This is a genomic window from Pseudomonas shahriarae (genome assembly GCF_014268455.2).
In the GTDB taxonomy this organism is placed as follows: Bacteria; Pseudomonadota; Gammaproteobacteria; order Pseudomonadales; family Pseudomonadaceae; genus Aquipseudomonas; species Aquipseudomonas shahriarae.
The window spans coordinates 2,514,931-2,533,814 of the sequence record NZ_CP077085.1; the positions used below are offsets into that span (position 1 = coordinate 2,514,931).

Genomic DNA, 18,884 nt, shown 5'->3' on the forward strand with positions numbered 1-18,884 from the left:
GTGGCAGGATCCTACAAGATGGACCGTAAATGCCTATCTGTCGTGGTGTAGGTGCGGGCTCCTACAGGGAGACGGGCTTTCGCTCTCGCGCCTTGATCTCACTGACAATCACCGCCGCCACAATCAACACCGCCCCCACCATGGCCATCGGCGGGAAGCGCTCACCGGCAATCCGTCCGATCACCCCGGCCCACACCGGCTCGCCGGCATAAATCAGGGTGGCACGGGTCGGCGAGACGCTTTTCTGCGCCCAGTTCATCGCCAATTGGATCACCGCACTGGTCAAGCCCAGGCCGACGGCGCTGAACAGCAACACCCAGGAAAAGCCCGGCAATGCCTCGCCGGTGGGCACTACCAGCAGGAACGACAGCAGCGAGGCGGTGGCCAGTTGCACCACGGTCACCCGGCGTACATCCACCTGGCCCGCATAAGCGCTGATCAGGATGATTTCGGCGGCAATCGCAATCGCGCCGATCAACGTGGCGATTTCCCCGGGGCTGAAATTCAGTGATGCGCCGGCCGGGCCGGTCAGCAGCATCAGGCCGGCGAAGGCCAGCATAATGCCGATGCTTGGCATCAACCCCGGGCGTCGCCCCAGCACCAGCCACTGCAGCAGCGGCACAAACGGCACGTAGAGCGCGGTGATAAACGCCGACTGGCTGCTGAGGATGGTCTGCAGACCAATGGTTTGCAGACCGTAGCCAAACATGATCGCCGTGCCGATAAAGGCGCCCGCCTTAAGCTCGAACAGGGTCAGGCTGCGCAGGTTGCGCCAGGAAAACAGGCCGACCACCAGCGCCGCTGCGGCAAAACGCAAGCCGACGAAGAACATCGGCCCGCTGACGGTCATGGCGTGTTGCACCAGGATAAACGTACCGCCCCAGATCATGGTGATCAGCACCAGCACGCATTCGGCTTTGCTGAAGCGGGAAAACAGCGGGGAGGCGGTCGAGGTGGTCATGGCGGCTCTGGTCTTGCACAGGAAGGGCGCGGAACGCACAATGCGCCGCAGCTGGGCAGTATACTGCGCAACCCCACCGAGTGAGCAATATAGTGCACAAAGAAAATCCGCAACGGGCCTCGGTCCTGCAGCACGTCAGCCAGAACGTTCGACGCCTGCGCCATGCGGCCGAACTGAGCCAGACAGCCCTGGCGGAAAAGTCCGGAGTCAGCCGGCGTATGCTGGTGGCCATCGAGGCCGGTGAAAAGAACGTCAGCCTGTCCACCCTGGACCGCGTGGCCGAAGCCCTGGACGTGGCCTTCAGCGACCTGATCCAGGCCCCTGATGCCCGTGACCACAGCCGCATCAACGAACTGGCCTGGGCCGGTGAAATCGATGGCAGCAAGGCCGTGTTACTGGCCAAGGCCAGCGCCCGGCGGGAGGTGGAACTGTGGGAGTGGCGCCTGGAGCCGGGCGACCACTATTGCCCGGATCCCGACCTGGAAGGCTGGAGCGAACAGTTGTTCGTGTTCGAGGGCAGCCTGACCCTGGTGGTGGGTGACGTCGAAACCACCATCGCCGCTGGCGAGTTCTTTATGTTCCCCAGCCATCAGCCCCATGCCTATCGCAATGACGGGCCAGTGGCGGTGCGCTTTATCCGCAACGTGGTGATCTAGATCCACACATCATTGCGCTGGGTCCGTTCGCCGCCCTGATCGCCAGTGTTCAACACGCCGCAGGGTTCGACCAGCAGCAGCTTTACCTCGCCCTCGGCATACGGTTTGTGCTCGATGCCCTTGGGCACCACGAACATCTCGCCAGCCCCGAGCTGTACCGCGCCATCGCGAAAATCAATGCGCAGCGCGCCCTCAAGGACGATAAAGGTCTCGTCGGTGTCCGCGTGGCTGTGCCAGACAAAATCCCCTTCGATCTTCACCACCTTGAATTGGTAGTCGTTCATCTGCGCGACGACCTTGGGTGTCCATTGCTCGCTGAACAGGCTGTATTTGTGCGCAAAGTTGATGGCGGTATAGGAGGGCATGTCCGTTATCTCTGTTGATCCGGGAAAGGCCAGACCTTAAATGCAGCGCGGCAGCAAGTATTGAATGATCGTGCGATTGTGAGTTTAAAAGAAACGTTATATTGTATCTCTTGATAACGATTCTCAGGCGTTGTCGCGCTTGAGATCGCCCCGCTTATTTTCGGCTCAAGGGATTGCAGATGAACCAGTTGCACGGGATAGCTCCGCGGTTTCCCACATTTTTGGCGGTGGGCTTGGTGTCGTCGCTCACCGGCCTACCTGCTGCTGCAGCGCAAGATCGCGAAGAATCGGTCACCGAGCTTGAAGCCATACGAGTCAGCGCGCCGCTGAACAAGGCCCTGGAAGTAAATGCCGGTGGCTTCGGCGCCAAGGACGCCATGGAAATCCCCCTGGCCATCCAGAGTTATTCCAACAAGACCATCGCCGACAGCTCCGCGCGCACCGCCGTGGATGTGCTGAGCCTCGACCCCTCGGTGCTCAGTTCGTCGGGCGGCAGCGGCTTTGACAACTTCCGCCTGCGCGGCTTTGCCATGGACAACTTCAACACCATCCGCCGCGATGGCCTGACCCTGGCCCCGCACCACGACGTACCCCTGGAAAACGTCGAGCGCATCGACGTGCTCAAGGGCCCATCGGGTTTCCTCTACGGTTTCAACTCGCCGGGCGGCACCATCAACTACATCCTCAAGCGCCCGACCCTGGAGCCGCTGCTCAATGTCAGCGTGCAAGGCTCGTCGTTGCTCGGCCGCTACGTGGCGATTGATACCAGCGATTCATTCAACGACGGCGCCTTTGGTTATCGCCTGAATGCCGGCTACGAGAAAAACGGCGACTTCGACCACGCCCGCGACATGGAACGCAAGTTTATCGGCCTGGCCACCGACTTCCGTCTGAGCGACCGCGCCCTGTTGCAGTTGAACGCCGACTGGTCGCGCAAGTCCACGGTCGCCGACCCATTGCTGCGTGCCGACCAGAGCGGCCGCGCCAACCCTCTGGACCCGTCCAGCTACGTGCTGCCACCCAAGGTCAATCGCCGCGATCTATTGACCGGCTCCTGGTTCCGTCACCAGACCGAAGGCGCCAACCTCGACGCCAAGTTCGAATACGAGCTGGATGACAACTGGACCTCCGTGACCCAGGGCAACTACTCGCGGGTCGAGCGCCACGGCGGCTATAACGACCTGTTCGGGATCAAGCCCAACGGCGATATCGGCTCGGCCGACTTTTACGTGTCCCGTGGTGAAGTGTTCAGCACCTGGTCGCTGCAGTCGTACCTGGCCGGCAAGTTCGCCACCGGCAACATCTATCACGACGTGTTCTTCGGCACCGGCTACAAGCAGTTCAAGGACGTCAGCCCGTTCTGGGATTTGGTCGACAGTGGCACTCCAGGCATCGGCATTGGCGATGTCTCGGTGGGTAATATCCGTCACCCGGTCAACCCGCCCAAGTGGCACTTCGGCTCGGAACAGCCCACGGACTTTGTGTCCTCCATCAAGGAAACCTCGGTTTTCGCCAGCGACCTGATTTCCCTCACCGAACAGTTCCAGGTGATGGTGGGCGGGCGTTACATCTGGTACCGCGCGGATAAACTCTCAGCCACCGCACCTTCGCAGAGCCACGACGTGTTCGTGCCCAGCGCTGCGCTGATCTACCGGCCCTGGGACAGCGTGATGACTTACGTCAGCTACTCCAAAGGCTTTGAAAAAGGCGACTACGCCCCCCAACACGCGACCAACGCCAACCAGCCCACCGACGCCATCGAGTCCCAGCAATACGAGGTGGGCCTGAAGCTGGACCTTAACGATCGCCTGAACCTGGGCCTGGCGGTATTCGATATCCGGCGCAAGGCCAGTTACCTGAACACCAGCAATACCTATGTGAGCAACGGCGAATACCACCACCGTGGCGCCGAGCTGACCCTGTCCGATCGCGTCACCGACGCCCTGACCCTCACCGCCAACGCCGCCTACCTGACCACGCGCATGGAAGATGTGGATGACGTCACCGTGGACGGCAAGCGCACTGAGAACGTGCCCAAGTGGAAAGGCGCGGTCGGTGCCCTGTACACCGTGGCCGCTGTGCCTGGCCTATCGTTGGACAGCACCCTCAGCTATGTCGGCAGCCGCCCGGTGGATGCGCAGAACAGCGGCTACATCCCAAGCTACACCTTGCTCGACGCCGGTATCAGCTACCGCTCGAAACTGGCGGACACCCCGGTGACCTACCGCCTGCACGGCAAGAACCTGACCAACAAGTACTACTACGCCAGCGCCTATTACCTGGGCGGGCTGGATGTGGGGCGCGAGCGCGAAGTGTTCCTGTCGGCCAAGTTCGAGTTCTAGAACCATGACGTATTCCAGTTCATTGCCCGGCCTGCGCCACCTGTGGGTCGAGCGCCTGCTTGAGCGGCACGCGGGCACGTTGACCGAGTTGGTCGATGGCCTCGGCTCGCCGCTGCATCTGGTGTGCCCACAGGTTTTTCACGCCAATGTCGAAGCCTTCCAGCACAGCTTTACCCAGGCCCAGGTGCGCGGCAGCGTGTTGTTTGCGAAAAAGGCCAACAAGGCCAACTGTTTTATCCAGGCCTGCGCGCAGTGTGCGATTGGCGTGGATGTGGCCAGCGTCGGTGAGTTGCAAAAGGCCTTGGCGGGTGGGGTGGCTGGCACTGATATCGGCGTGTCCGGGCCACGTAAGAGCGATCAGCTGCTTGGGCTGGGCCTGAGTCATCAATGCCTGCTGGCGGTGGACTCGTTGGAGGAGCTGCTGCGTATCCAGCAATTGGCGCTATCCCTGCGCCAACGTGCGCGTCTGTTGTTGCGCTATTGCCCCAGCAGCCAGGCCCATAGTCGTTTCGGCCTCAACCCACGGGAGTGCGACCAGGCCCTGGTGTTCTGCCGCCAGCACGCGGCGAATCTGGACTTGCAAGGCTTCTCGTTTCATCTGGGCGGCTACGACACCGCCCAGCGTGCACACGTCGCCAGCCACTTGGTCGACCTGTGCCGGGCCAGCGAGCTGGACAACTGCCGCACGGTTAACCTGGGCGGTGGCTTTGCCGTGCGCTATGTCGACCCGGAGCAGTGGCAGGCCTTTCTGGCCGAGGACTGCGCCGAGCGCTATCACAACGACAAGGGCTTCGCCGGCTTCTATCCCTACGGCGCGCTGCGCGCGGGGGCCGAGGCCCTTGACGATATCCTCGCCACGCCCGTCAGCCCCGGCCTGAGCCTGGCGCAAAAGGTCATCGAGCACGGCGTGCGGCTGATTATCGAACCCGGCCGCGCCTTGCTCGACCAGGCCGGTATCAGCGTGTTCCGCGTGCAGGGCGTCAAGGACCGCACGGCCAGTGATGGTTATGCCCAGGTCACTGTGCAGGGCAGCAGCTTCAACCTCTCCGAACAGTGGTTCAACAGCGAATTTCTACCCGACCCGCTGCTGTTGCCGGCCTCGCCACGGCCGCGGTCGCCGTTTGTCGCGTGTATTGGCGGGGCCACCTGCCTGGAGTCGGACATGCTGACCTGGCGCAAAGTCGCCTTTGATTACCCGATCCAGGCGGGTGACTTGCTTATCTACCTCAATACCGCCGGCTATCAGATGGACTCCAACGAGTCGCCTTTTCACGAAGCGCCCTTGCCACACAAAGTGGTGCTGGAGCTGCGTAACCCACACCTGCGCTGGAAGCTGGACAGCCTGGCTTAATCGTAAAGCCACTCAACAAGGAGCCTCGAGTGAACAGTTTGAATAAACCCGCTGCCCCCGCCGACCTATGGGTGCTGCCCCAGGCGGCGCTCGAAGACCTGGGGGTGAGTTACCGTGAAGTGCTGCAGGTAGTCGAGCAGGCGTACAAGGCCTTGCGCAATGGCGACTCGCAGAACCCGCTCAAGACCATTGTCGAACCGATGGACCGCCATTCCATCAGCTACTCGATGGTTGGCCGGGATGGCGCCAGCCACACCGTGGGCTTCAAGGTGGTGTACGAGCATGACCCGCAACGCACCCGCGATGCCTATCAGTTCCACTCGTTTATCTTTCTGTGTGATGACCGCACCGGCCGCCCGATTGCCTTGATGGACGTGGTCAAGCTCGGCCCGTTGCGCACCTCGGCCACCTCGGCGTTGATGGCCAGGGCCGCCTGCCCGAATGCCCGCAGTGCCCTGGTCGTCGGTACCGGCGTGCAGGGGCAGGTGGCGTTGCCCATGTTGCTCGCGGCCATGCCGGACCTGGAGCGTTTGTATGTCTACGGGCACTACGCTGAAGGCCTGCGCGCGGTGCAAGACACCCTGCACAAACACTACCCGCTGCGCGATGTGGTGGTGGTCGATGACCTGCCGGCGGCGGCTGGCGAGGCCGATATCATCCTTGGCGTCGCCGGGCTTTCGGCGCGCCAGCAAGTGCAGCGGGCCTGGCTCAAGCCCGGCGCCGTGGCGGTGCTGGTGGGTTATGGGATTGATGCCGACGTGTTGCATGGCGCCGACTACCGCATTGCTACCGACACCGCGCAGATGCAAGTCACCAGCGCCGACCTGGCGGCCGCCGACGGCAGCCTGCCCGCGGTGGACGCCGAGCTGCCGGACATCCTCCTGGGCCTGGCACCCGCACGCCGCCATCCCGACGATGTGGTGTTCGCCTACAACAGCGGCATGGTGGTGACCGACGTCGCCCTCGGGCGCTTGATGGCCGACCGCGCCCTGACGCAGAACCGTGGGCAGAGGGTCCAACTATGGTCGGCCTGACTGCCGCACAACCCGGCGCCTGGCGCGCCGACAGCCGGGCTCTGCTGTTGCTGGCGCTGCCCCTGATCCTGACCAACCTGGCCTATGTGGCCCTGACCACCATCGACATCGTGGTGCTCGGCATGCTGGGTGCCAAGGAGCTGGCAGCCGGTGGCCTGGCCATCGCGCTGTTCAACCAGTTGCGCACCACCGGCACCGGGCTGGTCACCGGCGTCAGCAACCTGGTGGCCCAGGCCAATGCCCGGGGCGATGAAGCCCAGGTGCGGGCGTTGCTGGTGGCGGGGCTGTTCTGGGCGACCGTCAGCGGCCTGGTGTTTATGGCAGTGTTGCTGGGGTTGCGCCAGCCGCTGACCTGGCTGGGCCAGGATGCCAGCGTGGTGGCCAATGCCATGGACTTCCTGCTGATCATTGCTCCCGGCCTGCTGCCTTGCCTGTGGTTCCAGGCGCTGCGCCACTTTACCGTGGGCCTGAAATTCCCCGGGCCGTTGCTGGCGATCACCCTGGTGTCGATCTTCCTCACGGCGGCGCTCAACTACGTGCTGGTGTTCGGCAAGTTCGGCGTCCCGGCCTATGGGCTGGCGGGGGTGGCAATCACCAGCGCCGTGGTGTTCCTGCTGTCGTTCCTGATGTTTTTCGCGGTGGTACTGACCCATCGGCGCCTGGCCGGTTATTTCAAGCTGGCGCACTTGCGCTTTTCGCCGGCGGCGATCAAGGCCGTGTGGAAGCTCGGGCTGCCGATTGCCGGGACCTATGCCAGCGAGGCCGGGTTCTTCAGCGTACTGACCCTGCTGATCGGCACCCTGGGTATGGAGGCGCTGGCGGCGCAGACCGTGCTTAACCAGATCATCTACATCGTGTTCATGTTCTCTGCGGGCATCTCCCATGCCGCCTCGATCCATATCAGCGAGGCCTGCGGCACCGGGCAGTATCAGCGCGCGCGGCAACTGGGGCGCCTGGGCCTGGGCCTTGGGGTGCTGGTCATGCTGCTGTTTGCCATTCCTTACGCGTTGCTACCCGAACAGGTCATCGGCCTGTTTATCAGCACCGAGCACGCCAACAACCTGGATGCGGTGCGCCTGGCCACCACCGGTTTGTTGATTGCCATCGTCCTGCAGGTGTTCGACGCCAGCCAGAACATCGGCAACGGCATCCTGCGCGGCATCGGCGATACGGCGGGACCGCTGCGCATTTCCCTGTTCGGCTACTGGCTGGTGGGGCTGCCCGCTGCCTGGCTGCTGGGCATCGTCAGTCCTTACGGGATCTTCGGCGTGTGGGCCGGATTGGCGATAGGCCTGGCGGCTACCGCGTTGCTGCTGATTGTCTCGTTTGAACGGCAACTCAAGGCGCTGGACCGCGCGGGCGCCGTCGCACTGTCATAACAAGGAGGTGTTCCATGCATCAAGACGACCCTGCACACCGCGTCGAGGCGTTGGTGCGCCCCAGCGTGCGACGTTTGCCCCTGTACGACCCGGGCGCCGATCCACATCAGCTCGGTACGCCGACGGTGATCAAGCTGTCCAACTGCGAAAACCCGCTGGGCATGTCGCCGGCTGCTGCGGCGATGCTGGCGCATCATGGCGGGGCAGGGCTGGAACGCTACCCCGACCCCAGTGGCCGGGCCCTGCGGCAGCTGATCGGCGGCCAGTTGGATGTGGACCCGGCGCGGGTCATCCTCGGCAACGGCTCGGAAAATATCCTCGAACTGTTGTGCCTGGCGCTGCTCGATCCCGAGGACCGGGTGGTGACCCAGCAGCCCTGTTTCAGCCTGCATGAAAGCCTGCCATTGATGATGGGCGCGACGGTGGACAAGGTGCCGCTCAACCCGGATTTCAGCGTTAACCTGCAGGCCTGGGCCACGGCCCTCGAGCAACCGGCGAAGCTGTTGATGCTGAGCACCCCCTGCAATCCGGTGGGCACGGCGCTGTCCAGCGCTGAACTGACGGCGCTGGTCGCCGCCGCTCACCCCGACACCTTGTTGGTGATCGACGAGGCGTATTTTGAATTCGTCGAGGACGCGGCTGACGCCCTGGCGATCCTCGACGCGCAGTCGCGGCCGTGGATCATCCTGCGCACGTTCTCCAAGGCGTATGGGTTGGCGGGGCTGCGGATCGGCTATGGCATCGCTTCGCACCGCAGCCTGATTGATGCGCTGCACCGGGTGCGCACGCCGTACAACGTCAATCAACCGGCCCAGGAGGCCGCCAAGGCCGCCTGGCTGGACCCGCAACACGTGATTCGCAGCCGCGAATTCGTCGCCATCGAACGCCAACGCCTGACCCAGGGGTTGCAGGCTGCGGGTTTTCGCGTGGCGCCGTCCCAGGCCAATTTCCTGTTTATCGACACCGCTTGCAACGCCCTGGAGGTGGTCGACGAATTGCTCAAGGACGGGATCATCGTCAAGGCCTGGCGCGAGCCGGGATACACCAGTTTTATCCGCGTGTCCCTGGGCCTGGCCCAGCAAAACCAGGCGTTTCTCGCCAGCCTGCAACGCGCCGTCGCGACCCTGGCCGGGTAAGCGCCGCGCCGGTTTTTCATACTGCCCAGAGGTTGTCATGATCAAGACTTGCCTGTCCGAACTGATCGGCGATACACCGCTGCTCAAATTGTGCGTCACTGAAAACGGCAGCTGCGTGCTGCTCAAGCTGGAACAATTCAACCCCACCGGCACCGCCAAGATCCGCATGGCCCGGCAGATGCTCGACGAGGCGCAGGCCTCGGGGCAGCTCAAGCCGGGTGGGCGGATTGTCGAGTCGACCTCGGGCAACACCGGATTGGGCCTGGCGCTGCTGGCCGCCGAGCGCGGCTACCGCTTCACTGCCGTGGTCGACGAACACGCCAGCCCCGACAAACTGCGGGCGATGCAGGCTTTTGGTGCGCAGTTGGTGCGGGTCGGCGACCCCGGTGGCGGGCTGTCCACCGCCGACCGCGATGCTACCGCCGAGCGTATTGCCACGGAGCAGGGCGCCTACTGGACCCGCCAGCACCACAACCCGGCCAATGCCAATGGCTACACGCAGCTGGCAGCGGAATTGCGCGCAGTGCTGGGCGATGAAATCCACTACCTGGTGGGCGCCGTGGGCACCGGCGGCTCGTTATGCGGCACTGCGCGTGCCTTGAAACGCGATGCCCATGGCCTGCAGGTGATCGGCGTCGAACCCTGCGGCTCGGTGATCTTTGGCGGCCCCGGTGCGCCGTATCATCAGTCCGGCACCGGCACCCCGGAGGGCGCAGAAATCGGCGCCGTGGTCGACTACGCGTTGATCGACAAAGGCCTGACTGTCAGCGACGCCCAGGCCTTCGAAACCGCGCGCTACCTGGCGCGGCATTACGGTCTGCTGCTCGGCGGCTCGGCCGGCGGGGTGATCTACCAGGCCCTTCGCGAGGCCTGGCATGCCCCGGCCCACAGCGTGATCGTGGCACTGGTGTGCGATGGCGGCGAAAAATACCTCGACACGGTGTTCAACGACCAATGGATGGCGGATCGGCAACTGCTGGCGCCCCAGGTTCATCGTGAACTCGAGCAATGGTTGAGCGCGCTGCCCCAGGTCAAACAGCAAGCCTAGCGGCTTGCCTGGGGCGCCGGCCTTCGCTACTGTGGCGCCCCGCCTGCGTGAGCCCCGCCATGAGTGACACCACTGTCGAACTGATCCAGACCGGCCCTGAACAGGCCGAACTGATCTGCAACCTCTACCAGTTTTATGCCTATGAATCCTCCGATTGGGAGCAGGAAGACGTCGAGCAGGACGGCCGTTTCTATATCCACGAGGAACACCTGGCGCGCTACTGGCAAGAGCCGCAATGGAGCGCCAATCTGCTGCTGGTGGACGGTTACATTGCCGGTTTCCTGCTGATCGAGCGCAGCGAACTGCCGGGGATCAATGCCCTGGAACTGGCTGACCTGTTTATCTTGAAACGCTATCGGCGCAAGGGCATAGGCCGCGCCCTGGCCACCCAGGTGTTGACCAGCGGCGAGGCGGACTGGCTGGTGCGGTTCTATGACCAGGACGAAGCGTCCCAGGCGTTCTGGCGCAGCGTATTGGACAACCTGCCGCGGCCGGTGCAGGCCATTGAGCTGGATGACGAGCCGCAGTTGCTGAGCTTTTTGGTGACCCGGGCGGTTGTTCACTGACGTAATCCGTGCGGACTCGTGTGGGAGCGGGCTTGCCCGCGATAGCGGTGTATCAGTGGATGTGTTCGGTACTGACCCACCGCTATCGCGGGCAAGCCCGCTCCCACAGAGGGTATGTGTTTGTTTGAATTACCGCTGATTTACGTGGGTTGAACGGTTGGGCGACTATGCTGGTCAACTGACCTTCAATGTCGACGCAAAGAGGTGACCGCAATGGCCAAGACTTACAGCTACGCCGCCCGTGACGCCAAGGACGCCCTCAAACCCTTTACCTTCGAGCGCCGCGCCCCCGGGGCCGACGATGTTCAAATCGACATCCTCTACTGCGGAGTGTGCCACTCCGACCTGCACACGGCGCGCAATGAGTGGAACAACACCCTCTACCCATCGGTGCCGGGCCATGAAATCGTCGGCCGGGTGACGGCGGTGGGGGCCAATGTCAGCCGCTTCAAGGTCGGTGACCTGGCCGGCGTCGGCTGCATGGTCGACAGCTGCCAGCACTGCGCATCCTGCGCCGAGGGCGAGGAGCAGTACTGCGAGAACGGCTTTACCGGCACTTACAACGGCCCGGTGTTTGGCGGTGAAAACACCTTTGGCGGCTATTCCGACAATATCGTGGTCAAGGAGAAGTTCGTCCTGCGCATTTCCCACGATGAGGCGCAATTGGCGGCCGTGGCGCCGCTGCTGTGTGCCGGGATCACCACCTACTCGCCGCTGCACCATTGGAAGGTCGGCCCTGGACAGAAGGTCGGCGTGGTCGGCCTCGGCGGCCTGGGCCATATGGCGGTGAAAATCGCCCATGCCATGGGCGCCCATGTGGTGTTGTTCACCACCTCGCCGAACAAACGCGAAGACGGCCTGCGCCTGGGGGCTGACGAGGTGGTGGTGTCGAAGAACCCGGACGAAATGGCCAAGGTCGCCAATAGCCTGGATTTCATCCTCAACACCGTGGCCGCGCCCCATGACCTGGACGCGTTCCTCAACCTGCTCAAGCGCGACGGCACCATGACCCTGGTGGGCGCGCCAGACAGCCCGCACCCGTCGCCTTCGGTGTTCAACCTGATCTTCAAACGCCGCAGCCTGGCGGGGTCATTGATTGGTGGCATCCAGGAGACCCAGGACATGCTGGACTTCTGCGCCCGGCACGGGATCGTCTCGGAGATCGAGATGATTGATATCCAGGGCATCAACGAATCCTACGAGCGCATGCTCAAGGGCGATGTGAAGTACCGTTTTGTGATCGACATGGACAGCCTCAAGCGCGAGATCCAGGCGGCCTGACCTTAATCTGGCGGTGGGCGCTGGGTTGTTTGTGATGGTCATGAGTCTTTACGCAGCGCTCTTTTTGGGTTGTTGGGGTTGTGTACATATCCGTTGTTGCGGTTATGGCGGCTATTGGTTCCGCCCTTACGGCGGGTCACTTTCGAAGAGCGCGAAAGTAAGCAAAGCGCTCTTGCCGGTATGACTCACCCACATGGGTTACAAATCAGTTCACGCACATAGGTAACAGTTATTAACTGGCAGGGTCGATTTTGTGAGGATCTGACCATGCCCTGGGAAGAGCTGAAACCTATGGACCTCAAAGTGATGTTCATCGCCGCCTATTTGGCTGAAAGAGATACCTTTAGCCAGCTGTGCCGCGACTACCAGGTCAGTCGAAAGACTGGCTACAAATGGGTCGAACGGTACGAGGCTGAAGGACCCAGAGGGCTCGAAGAACGTAGCCGGTGCCGGCACAATCAAACCTATGTTGTGCCTCTTGCTATCAGGCAAGCAATTATCGAGCTTCGTTCTATCGGGGAGACTATTCCCGGGCCGAAGAAGATTCAGAACGACTTGCGCCAGCGTTTTCCCGGGCAGGATCCACCCTCGAAAACCACCATTTACAACATCCTCAAGGCCGCTGATCTGATTGCACCTCGACGTGTGCGTCAGCGCGTGGCTGTCTATCCAAAGCCCCTGTGCAAGGTAGAAACCCCAAATCAGCTCTTTAGCGCTGACTACAAGGGGCAGTTTCTGACAGGGGCCGGAGTGTGGTGTTATCCGCTGACGATCATGGACCATGCCAGCCGCTTTCTACTGGCCTGCCAGGGCATGCGCAATACCAACTTCAAAGAAACCCAACAAACCTTCGAGCGTGTTTTTCGCGAGTATGGCTTGCCTGAACGTATTCGGACCGACAACGGCATACCGTTTGCCAGCACGGGCCGTGCAGGGTTATCACAGCTGTCGATCTGGTGGCTGCGGTTGGGGATTATCCCTGAGCGAATTGAGCCCGGCCGCCCAGATCAGAATGGGCGCCATGAAAGGATGCACCGAACCCTGAAAAGCACTTTGCCCCAACCAGCGGCGATTGCTTGGGAAGCTCAGCAGAAACACTTTGATCGCTTTATGCAGCACTATAATCATGAGCGAGGGCACGAGGCGCTTGGCCAGAAAACACCAGCCTCATGTTATTTGCCCTCACCCCGCGCTTACCCGGAAAAGCTGCCTGAAATGGGGTATGCGAGCCACGTGGAGTGTTACCTGGCTGATAGTAATGGAATCATCAATCGAGCAGGTCTTAGGATCTACATAGGCAATCTGCTCAAGCATCAGACCATTGGAATGGAGCTAATTCGAGATGATGTCTGGGAGGTGATCTTCGGGCCTGTGATCCTAGGCCGTGTCGATGCTAGAGACGCAAAGAACGGGTATGTTTCAATCAAAGTGTCACCTATGTGAATGCACTTTTTTGTAACCTATGTGGTTGTCCCGTACATGCCCCACCACTCGGCACCTCGCCTAGGCTCGGTGTGCCCGTCATCCGACATTGATTTGGGGGGCCGCCGCGATGGGCCATCCATGGCCCAGCGCGGCTAAACCGGCGTCCTGCCGGTTTACCCCCCAAATCAATATCGGATGACGGCCAGCGTGGTTTAACGGGGCGCCTCAGATCAAAAGCAAAGCGAGGCGGCCTGACAGCCGACCTGATCGTCGAAGCGTGCGCATATACCTGTGGGAGCTGGCTTGCTGTTGCTCTGCTGTTGCTCTGCTTTTGATCTTAGGCGCCCCGTTAAACCACGATGGCCGCAGGCAGGTATTGCGCAGTGGGCACCCCGGCATGGATGCCGGGGTAGCCGCGACACGGCCATGGATGGCCGATCGCGGCGGGCCCACGGAGCAATGCCTGACTGCGGGCATGCCGAGCCTAGGCGAGGCACCGAGTGGTGGGGCAAGAGCGTTTTGCTTACTTTGGCGCTTCTCCAAAGTGAGCCGCCGTAAGGGCGGAACCCTAAGTGGCCGTAACCGCAGCAACGGATATGTACAAAACCCCAGAAAAGAGCTGTGTAGATACCTATGCCGCGATGGCGGTGTATCAGTCGCCGTATGTATCGGACAACCCAGCGCAATCGCCGGCAAACCAGCCCCTACAAGGTTTTTTGGCCCATCAGCGGGTGGTGTAGGGCAACAGAAACACCACGCCAAGCCCAGCCAGCGAAATCAAGCCGAACCACGCCACCGGCCCCATGGCCCAGCCCCACCCCAGTACGCTGACGGCAAAACTCGCCGCCAGCATCCCCCAGCCCAGCACTCGCAGGCCACGTCGTAGCACCGGCGAGGGCAGGCGCTGCATAAGTTGTTTGTAATGGCGCTCCAAGCCCAGGCACAACCCCGCCATCCCTGCGCAGGCCAGCAACAACGCGCCTATCAACGCCATCTCAATTGACCTCCGCTACAGCGTGCTTGGCCACGCGCCGGGTGCTGCGTTCCTTGGGCGCCTGGTACAGCTTCCAGCACGGCCAGGCCAGCAGCAGGCCGAGGGCGACGCTGGTCAATTCCAGGTAGACGTAATCACCCAGGCTTTCCCCCAGCAGATTCAGGGCCGGCAGGCCGAGACACAGCACTGCCGCCAGGCCCAGTTGCTCGCGCCAGGCACTGCGCCAGGGGCGGACAATCGCATGGCCCAGGCTCAACAGCCACACCAGGAAAAACACCCGCACTTCCCAGCCACCGCGCTGGGCCAGTTCCACCGGGAGCAAGCGGTTGGCCCACAACAAGGCCACGCACGCCACCGTCAGCCCGGCCACCACCGCCACATTCAGGCGTTCGGCGATGTGGTAGAGCAGGGCGCCTAGAGCGCCTTCGCCATCGTGGCGCCGGCGGCGTTTGACGGTAAACAGCACCACGCCGGTTGCCAGCATTGCGCAACTGGCCAGGCCGCAGACAAAGTACAACCAGCGCATGGAGTAGCCGCCGAACTGCGCAAAGTGCAGGCCGGCCATGACCTTCTGGGTCAACAGGCTGGGCCGACTGACCGCAGGCTGGCGCAGGACGGCACCGCTGACCCCGTCAAACAGCATGCTCTGGCCCTTGGTCAGCTCGATGCGGTTGCCCAGTACCGGCCGTACCTCGATGCGTGCGTCGCTGCGGCCGGGGTTGTGGATCGACAAGCTGGACACCGGCCCCATGGCCCGCTCGGCCTCGGCCAGCAGCGGTTCCAGTGCCGTCAGCTCGGCTGCTTCGCTGTGTTTGGGGCGTTCGCCGCGCACTTGTTGTTCGGCGGGCGCGCCACGCAGGGCGCGGAAGAGGTTGTCGCGGTCACCGTCAAACAGCGCGTCCACCGCCGCCGGCATGTAGATCAAATAGAAGATCACCAGCCCGGTATAGGTGATCATCAGGTGAAAGGGCAGCACCAGCACCGCTGTCGCGTTGTGCGCATCCAGCCATGAGCGCTGGCCCTTGGCGGGGCGGAAGGTGAAGAACTCCTTGAAGAATTTCTTGTGGATCACGATCCCGCTGACCAACGCGACCAGCATCGCCATGGCGGCCAGGCCGACCGTCCAGATCCCCAGGTCGCGCGGCAGGTTGAGGGTAAAGTGGAAGCGGAAGAAAAACCCGCCCCCGGCAGTTTCGCGCACGGCCAAGGGCTCGCCGGTGTGTGGGTCGAGCGCGGTGCCGCCGCCACGTCGTTGTTCGCCGGCCGATACCGTCAGGGTGTCGGAGCGTTCGCCGGGCAGGCCGATGTTCCAGGTCTTCGCCTCGGGGTGCTGGCGCGCCAGGTAGTCGAGGGCCTGCTGCGCGGCGGCGCTTTGCGACAGGGTCGCGGTGGGGATTTCCGGGCGCATCCAGCCGTCGATTTCCTTGTCGAACACCGCCAGGGTGCCGGTCAGGAAGATTGCAAACAGCAGCCAGCCGAACACCAGCCCGCTCCAGGTATGCAGCCAGGCCATGGCCTGTGTCAGAGTCTTGTGTTTCATCCCAGCACCTCGCGCCAGTGTGGCCAGAAACCGACGGCAGCCAGGGGCAGCGCCAGGGCCATCCCGGCCCACGCACGCCAGGCGTTGCGACAGGCAAAGGCCCAGAGGATCGCCAGGGTGTAGATCAAGAAGGACGGCAGGCTGGCGACCACCAGGGCATCCACCTTGTCCATGGGCAACAGGCGCGCCAGGGCGGCGGTAAACGCATAGGTAAACAGGTAACCGCCGATCAGCGCGGCGACTACCCGCGAGAGGGTCGGCCAGGCAGGGGATTTGCTTTTCATGGAGGGCTCATCAGCATCAGGCCAGGCAACACCATTGCCCTGGGGGGCAGGTTTGTGTGGGAGCTGGCTTGCCTGCGATGGCATCTCCTCGGAATGACCTGCTAGACCGAGGCGTCTGCATCGCAGGCAAGCCAGCTCCCACATAGACCGAGTGGGTCACAAGAAACGTATGGCTCGAATGCTAGTGATTCTCATATGGGAGTAAACGCAATTTACAACTTATACACTTTGAGCCGCAGGTGCAGGCACAGCCCGGGCGTGGTGTTCTGTGCCCACAACTGGCCGCCTTGCAACTGCACGATGCTGCGCGCAATCGACAACCCCAGGCCATAGCCGTCACCGCCGGGGCGGGCGGCGTTGAGGCGGGTGAAGGGCAGGAAGATCTGCTCCAGCTTGTCCGGCTCGATCCCTGGGCCCTGGTCCTGGATGCACAAGTGCCAGAAATCGCCCTCCAATGCTCCGGTCAAGCGCACCACACCGTGTTCGGGGGAATGGCGGATGGCATTGCGCAGGATATTTTCCAGGGCCTGGGCCAGGCCATTGAGGTTGCCCAGCACCCAACAGTTGGCGGGCAGTTCGCAGGGCAGGCGCTCCCGCGGCCAGCCGCTTTCAAAGCAGGCGTCTTCGCGCAGCAAGTCCCACAACGGTTCCATCTCGACTGCTTCCACGGGCATCGCCGGGCGTTCGGTATCCAGCCAGACCAGCTCCAGGGTGCTGCCGATCAAGCGTTCCATGCCTTGCACTTCGCGCTCCAGGCGCTGGCGCAGGGCATTTGGATCGGGCTCGCGCTCCCCGGCCACCCGCAGCCGGCTCAAGGGCGTGCGCAGTTCGTGGGACAAGTCCCGCAGCAGGCGCCGTTGCAGGACCACGGTATTTTCCAGGCGCTCGGCCATATGGTCGAAGGCCCGGGCCAATTCACCGAGTTCGTCACGGCGGTGCGTCACCTGGGGCCCGACCCGCGCCGCCAGGTCGCCGGCGCTCAGGGCATTGGCCTGGCGCCGCAGGATCACCAGCGGCGAAATCAGCACCCGGTACAACAGCACGCCAAACAGCAGGGCCAGGCCCGTCGGCAGTCCCTGTTGCAGCAGGATGGACCAGCGGCCATTGTCCTTGCGCGGGTCCAGGTGCAGGGGCAGTTCCATCACCAGGCGCGAGGCCCCGTCGCTGAACGGGATGTAGAACGTTGGCCGGCCACCGGGGCGGCCCACCGGCCAGTCGATGCGGCGCACGAAATCCAGCTTGCGGCGTTCGATCGTGGTCAATGCCTGGGAAGACAGCGAATGGTGCTCGTCCACCACCACTGCCCACACCTGCTCGCGGGCCCGCAACGTCTTCAGGAACTCATCGACCCCCGCCGCGCCGTGGGCTTGCCAGGCTGTTTCGGCTTGGCGGGCGTAATCGGTGAGGAGTTGCCGGGTAGGGGCGGGCAACCGGGCGGTGGCTTCCCGCAGGCGCTGGCTCAAATCCACTTGCAGGCTGACCACCAGCAGGCACAACACCGCCAGCAAGCCGATCAATTTCCACAACAGCGAGTGGCGGTTGGGCAGCCTCATGGCTCCAGCCGGGTCAGCATATAGCCTGTGCTCCTGACCGTTTCCACGCGCCCGGCGGTGTAGCCGATGGCCTGCAACTTGCGGCGGATACGGCTGACATGCATGTCCAGGCTGCGATCATGCCGCGAATAGGCGCGGTGCATGACCTGCTGATACAGGAATGCCTTGGTCAGCACCTCGTCGGCATGGGCCACCAGGGTTTCCAGGACGCGGTATTCGGTGGTAGTCAGGTCGGCCCACTGTTCATCCAGGTGCACATCCGTGCGCTGTTCGTCGAACGTCAGTTGCGGATCTTCATTGCGCGCCGTGCCAGGCACCTCATGTTCATAGGCCACCCGGCGCAGGATCGCGTCGATGCGCACATCCATCTCCAACATGCTGAACGGCTTGGGCAGGTAATCGTCGGCGCCCTGGCTGAAACCGGTGATGCGGTCCTGCTCGGCACCGAGGGCCGACATCAGGATCACCGGTACCCGTTGATGCCGCCGCAGTTGCGCGAGCACCTCCAGGCCGCTGCTGCCGGGCAGCATGATGTCCATCAGGATCAGGTCGAAATCCTGGGTACGCGCCAACTCGACAATCCCTCCACCATCCTGGCGCAACGTGACCTCGAAGCCACGCTGGCCCAGGTGGCTGTGCAGGTGGGCGGCGAGCAACGGGTCATCCTCGACGGCAAGGATGCGGCGCGCAGCGGGGAGCGGGTGGGGGGCGTGCATGGGAATTTCCTGCGAATGCGAATGTTTCTAAGTTGCGCATTCTGGCAAAAGTCCCGACATATTCCTATCCACTGCGCTTTATTGCCGCATTTTCGGTTTAAGCACTGAACACGTTTGCAGCTCGGGGGGGAGCTCCAGGATCCTGGCTTGTCAGGGCGTTGCGGTATTGCTAGTGTCGACGCATGACTGCCTATTGCCTCACCTCGACGACCACCACCACGACCGCTGCAAGCGGAGCGTGCGAGGTTTCGTG

Annotated in this window: 17 protein-coding genes; 10 read left to right on the top strand and 7 right to left on the bottom strand. The window is 62.8% G+C overall.

Translation table 11 applies throughout. From position 1 onward, the window contains the following. Positions 1-61: 61 nt before the first annotated feature. Complete coding sequence (locus HU773_RS11245; RefSeq protein WP_057959211.1) at positions 62-961, bottom strand: DMT family transporter; 900 nt, start codon at positions 959-961, stop codon at positions 62-64. A 92-nt stretch (positions 962-1,053) separates the two neighbouring features. Between HU773_RS11245 and HU773_RS11250 the strand changes: the two genes are divergently transcribed. Then, entirely contained in the window at positions 1,054-1,617 is a 564-nt protein-coding gene (locus HU773_RS11250; RefSeq protein WP_057959212.1) for a helix-turn-helix domain-containing protein, read from the top strand. Here the strand turns inward: HU773_RS11250 and HU773_RS11255 are convergent. Beyond that, a complete protein-coding gene (locus tag HU773_RS11255; protein WP_057439047.1) occupies positions 1,614-1,982 on the bottom strand; it encodes a cupin domain-containing protein in 369 nt (122 codons plus the stop codon). The two genes, HU773_RS11250 and HU773_RS11255, sit on opposite strands and share 4 nt — an antisense overlap. A 236-nt stretch (positions 1,983-2,218) precedes the next feature. Between HU773_RS11255 and HU773_RS11260 the strand changes: the two genes are divergently transcribed. The 9 genes from HU773_RS11260 (at position 2,219) to HU773_RS11300 (ending at position 13,562) form a co-directional block, all read left to right on the top strand. After that, positions 2,219-4,324, top strand: a complete 2,106-nt coding sequence (locus HU773_RS11260) for a TonB-dependent siderophore receptor (RefSeq protein ID WP_159439762.1) — start codon at positions 2,219-2,221, stop codon at positions 4,322-4,324. 4 nt (positions 4,325-4,328) lie between these two features. Beyond that, positions 4,329-5,675 (top strand): alanine racemase, encoded by a 1,347-nt coding sequence (locus HU773_RS11265; protein WP_076965183.1) that lies wholly within the window; start codon positions 4,329-4,331, stop codon positions 5,673-5,675. Positions 5,676-5,704: 29 nt separating this feature from the next. Beyond that, positions 5,705-6,709, top strand: a complete 1,005-nt coding sequence (locus HU773_RS11270) for a hypothetical protein (protein WP_198792323.1) — start codon at positions 5,705-5,707, stop codon at positions 6,707-6,709. Beyond that, positions 6,697-8,088, top strand: a complete 1,392-nt coding sequence (locus HU773_RS11275; RefSeq protein WP_076965182.1) for an MATE family efflux transporter — start codon at positions 6,697-6,699, stop codon at positions 8,086-8,088. Before HU773_RS11270 ends, HU773_RS11275 begins: the two co-directional genes overlap by 13 nt. 14 nt (positions 8,089-8,102) lie before the next feature. After that, a complete protein-coding gene (hisC, locus tag HU773_RS11280) occupies positions 8,103-9,224 on the top strand; it encodes a histidinol-phosphate transaminase (protein WP_057959216.1) in 1,122 nt (373 codons plus the stop codon). 37 nt (positions 9,225-9,261) lie between these two features. Further along, positions 9,262-10,272, top strand: coding sequence for a PLP-dependent cysteine synthase family protein (locus HU773_RS11285; RefSeq protein ID WP_186625866.1), 1,011 nt, complete (start codon positions 9,262-9,264; stop codon positions 10,270-10,272). 59 nt (positions 10,273-10,331) lie between these two features. Next, entirely contained in the window at positions 10,332-10,838 is a 507-nt protein-coding gene (locus HU773_RS11290) for a GNAT family N-acetyltransferase (RefSeq protein ID WP_057959217.1), read from the top strand. A 213-nt stretch (positions 10,839-11,051) separates the two neighbouring features. Beyond that, complete coding sequence (locus HU773_RS11295) at positions 11,052-12,119, top strand: NAD(P)-dependent alcohol dehydrogenase (protein ID WP_057439040.1); 1,068 nt, start codon at positions 11,052-11,054, stop codon at positions 12,117-12,119. Positions 12,120-12,386: 267 nt separating this feature from the next. Continuing rightward, a complete protein-coding gene (locus HU773_RS11300) occupies positions 12,387-13,562 on the top strand; it encodes an integrase core domain-containing protein (protein WP_169990682.1) in 1,176 nt (391 codons plus the stop codon). 706 nt (positions 13,563-14,268) lie between these two features. On the opposite strand, the gene HU773_RS11305 is transcribed toward HU773_RS11300, so the two are convergent. From HU773_RS11305 to HU773_RS11325, 5 genes are all read right to left on the bottom strand, one after another. After that, positions 14,269-14,538: a DUF3325 domain-containing protein gene (locus HU773_RS11305; protein ID WP_178112945.1), complete on the bottom strand. Its 270-nt coding sequence runs from the start codon at positions 14,536-14,538 to the stop codon at positions 14,269-14,271. A gap of 1 nt (position 14,539) precedes the next feature. After that, positions 14,540-16,078: a PepSY-associated TM helix domain-containing protein gene (locus HU773_RS11310; protein ID WP_186626249.1), complete on the bottom strand. Its 1,539-nt coding sequence runs from the start codon at positions 16,076-16,078 to the stop codon at positions 14,540-14,542. Beyond that, the gene (locus HU773_RS11315) at positions 16,075-16,362 is read right to left on the bottom strand and encodes a DUF3649 domain-containing protein (RefSeq protein ID WP_057445152.1); all 288 of its coding nucleotides are present in this window, start codon (positions 16,360-16,362) and stop codon (positions 16,075-16,077) included. The genes HU773_RS11310 and HU773_RS11315 overlap by 4 nt, the downstream gene beginning before the upstream one ends. A 212-nt stretch (positions 16,363-16,574) precedes the next feature. Next, positions 16,575-17,915: a sensor histidine kinase gene (locus tag HU773_RS11320; RefSeq protein ID WP_186626250.1), complete on the bottom strand. Its 1,341-nt coding sequence runs from the start codon at positions 17,913-17,915 to the stop codon at positions 16,575-16,577. Next, complete coding sequence (locus HU773_RS11325; protein WP_057959131.1) at positions 17,912-18,631, bottom strand: response regulator transcription factor; 720 nt, start codon at positions 18,629-18,631, stop codon at positions 17,912-17,914. The genes HU773_RS11320 and HU773_RS11325 overlap by 4 nt, the downstream gene beginning before the upstream one ends. Between the last annotated feature and the right edge of the window lie 253 nt (positions 18,632-18,884).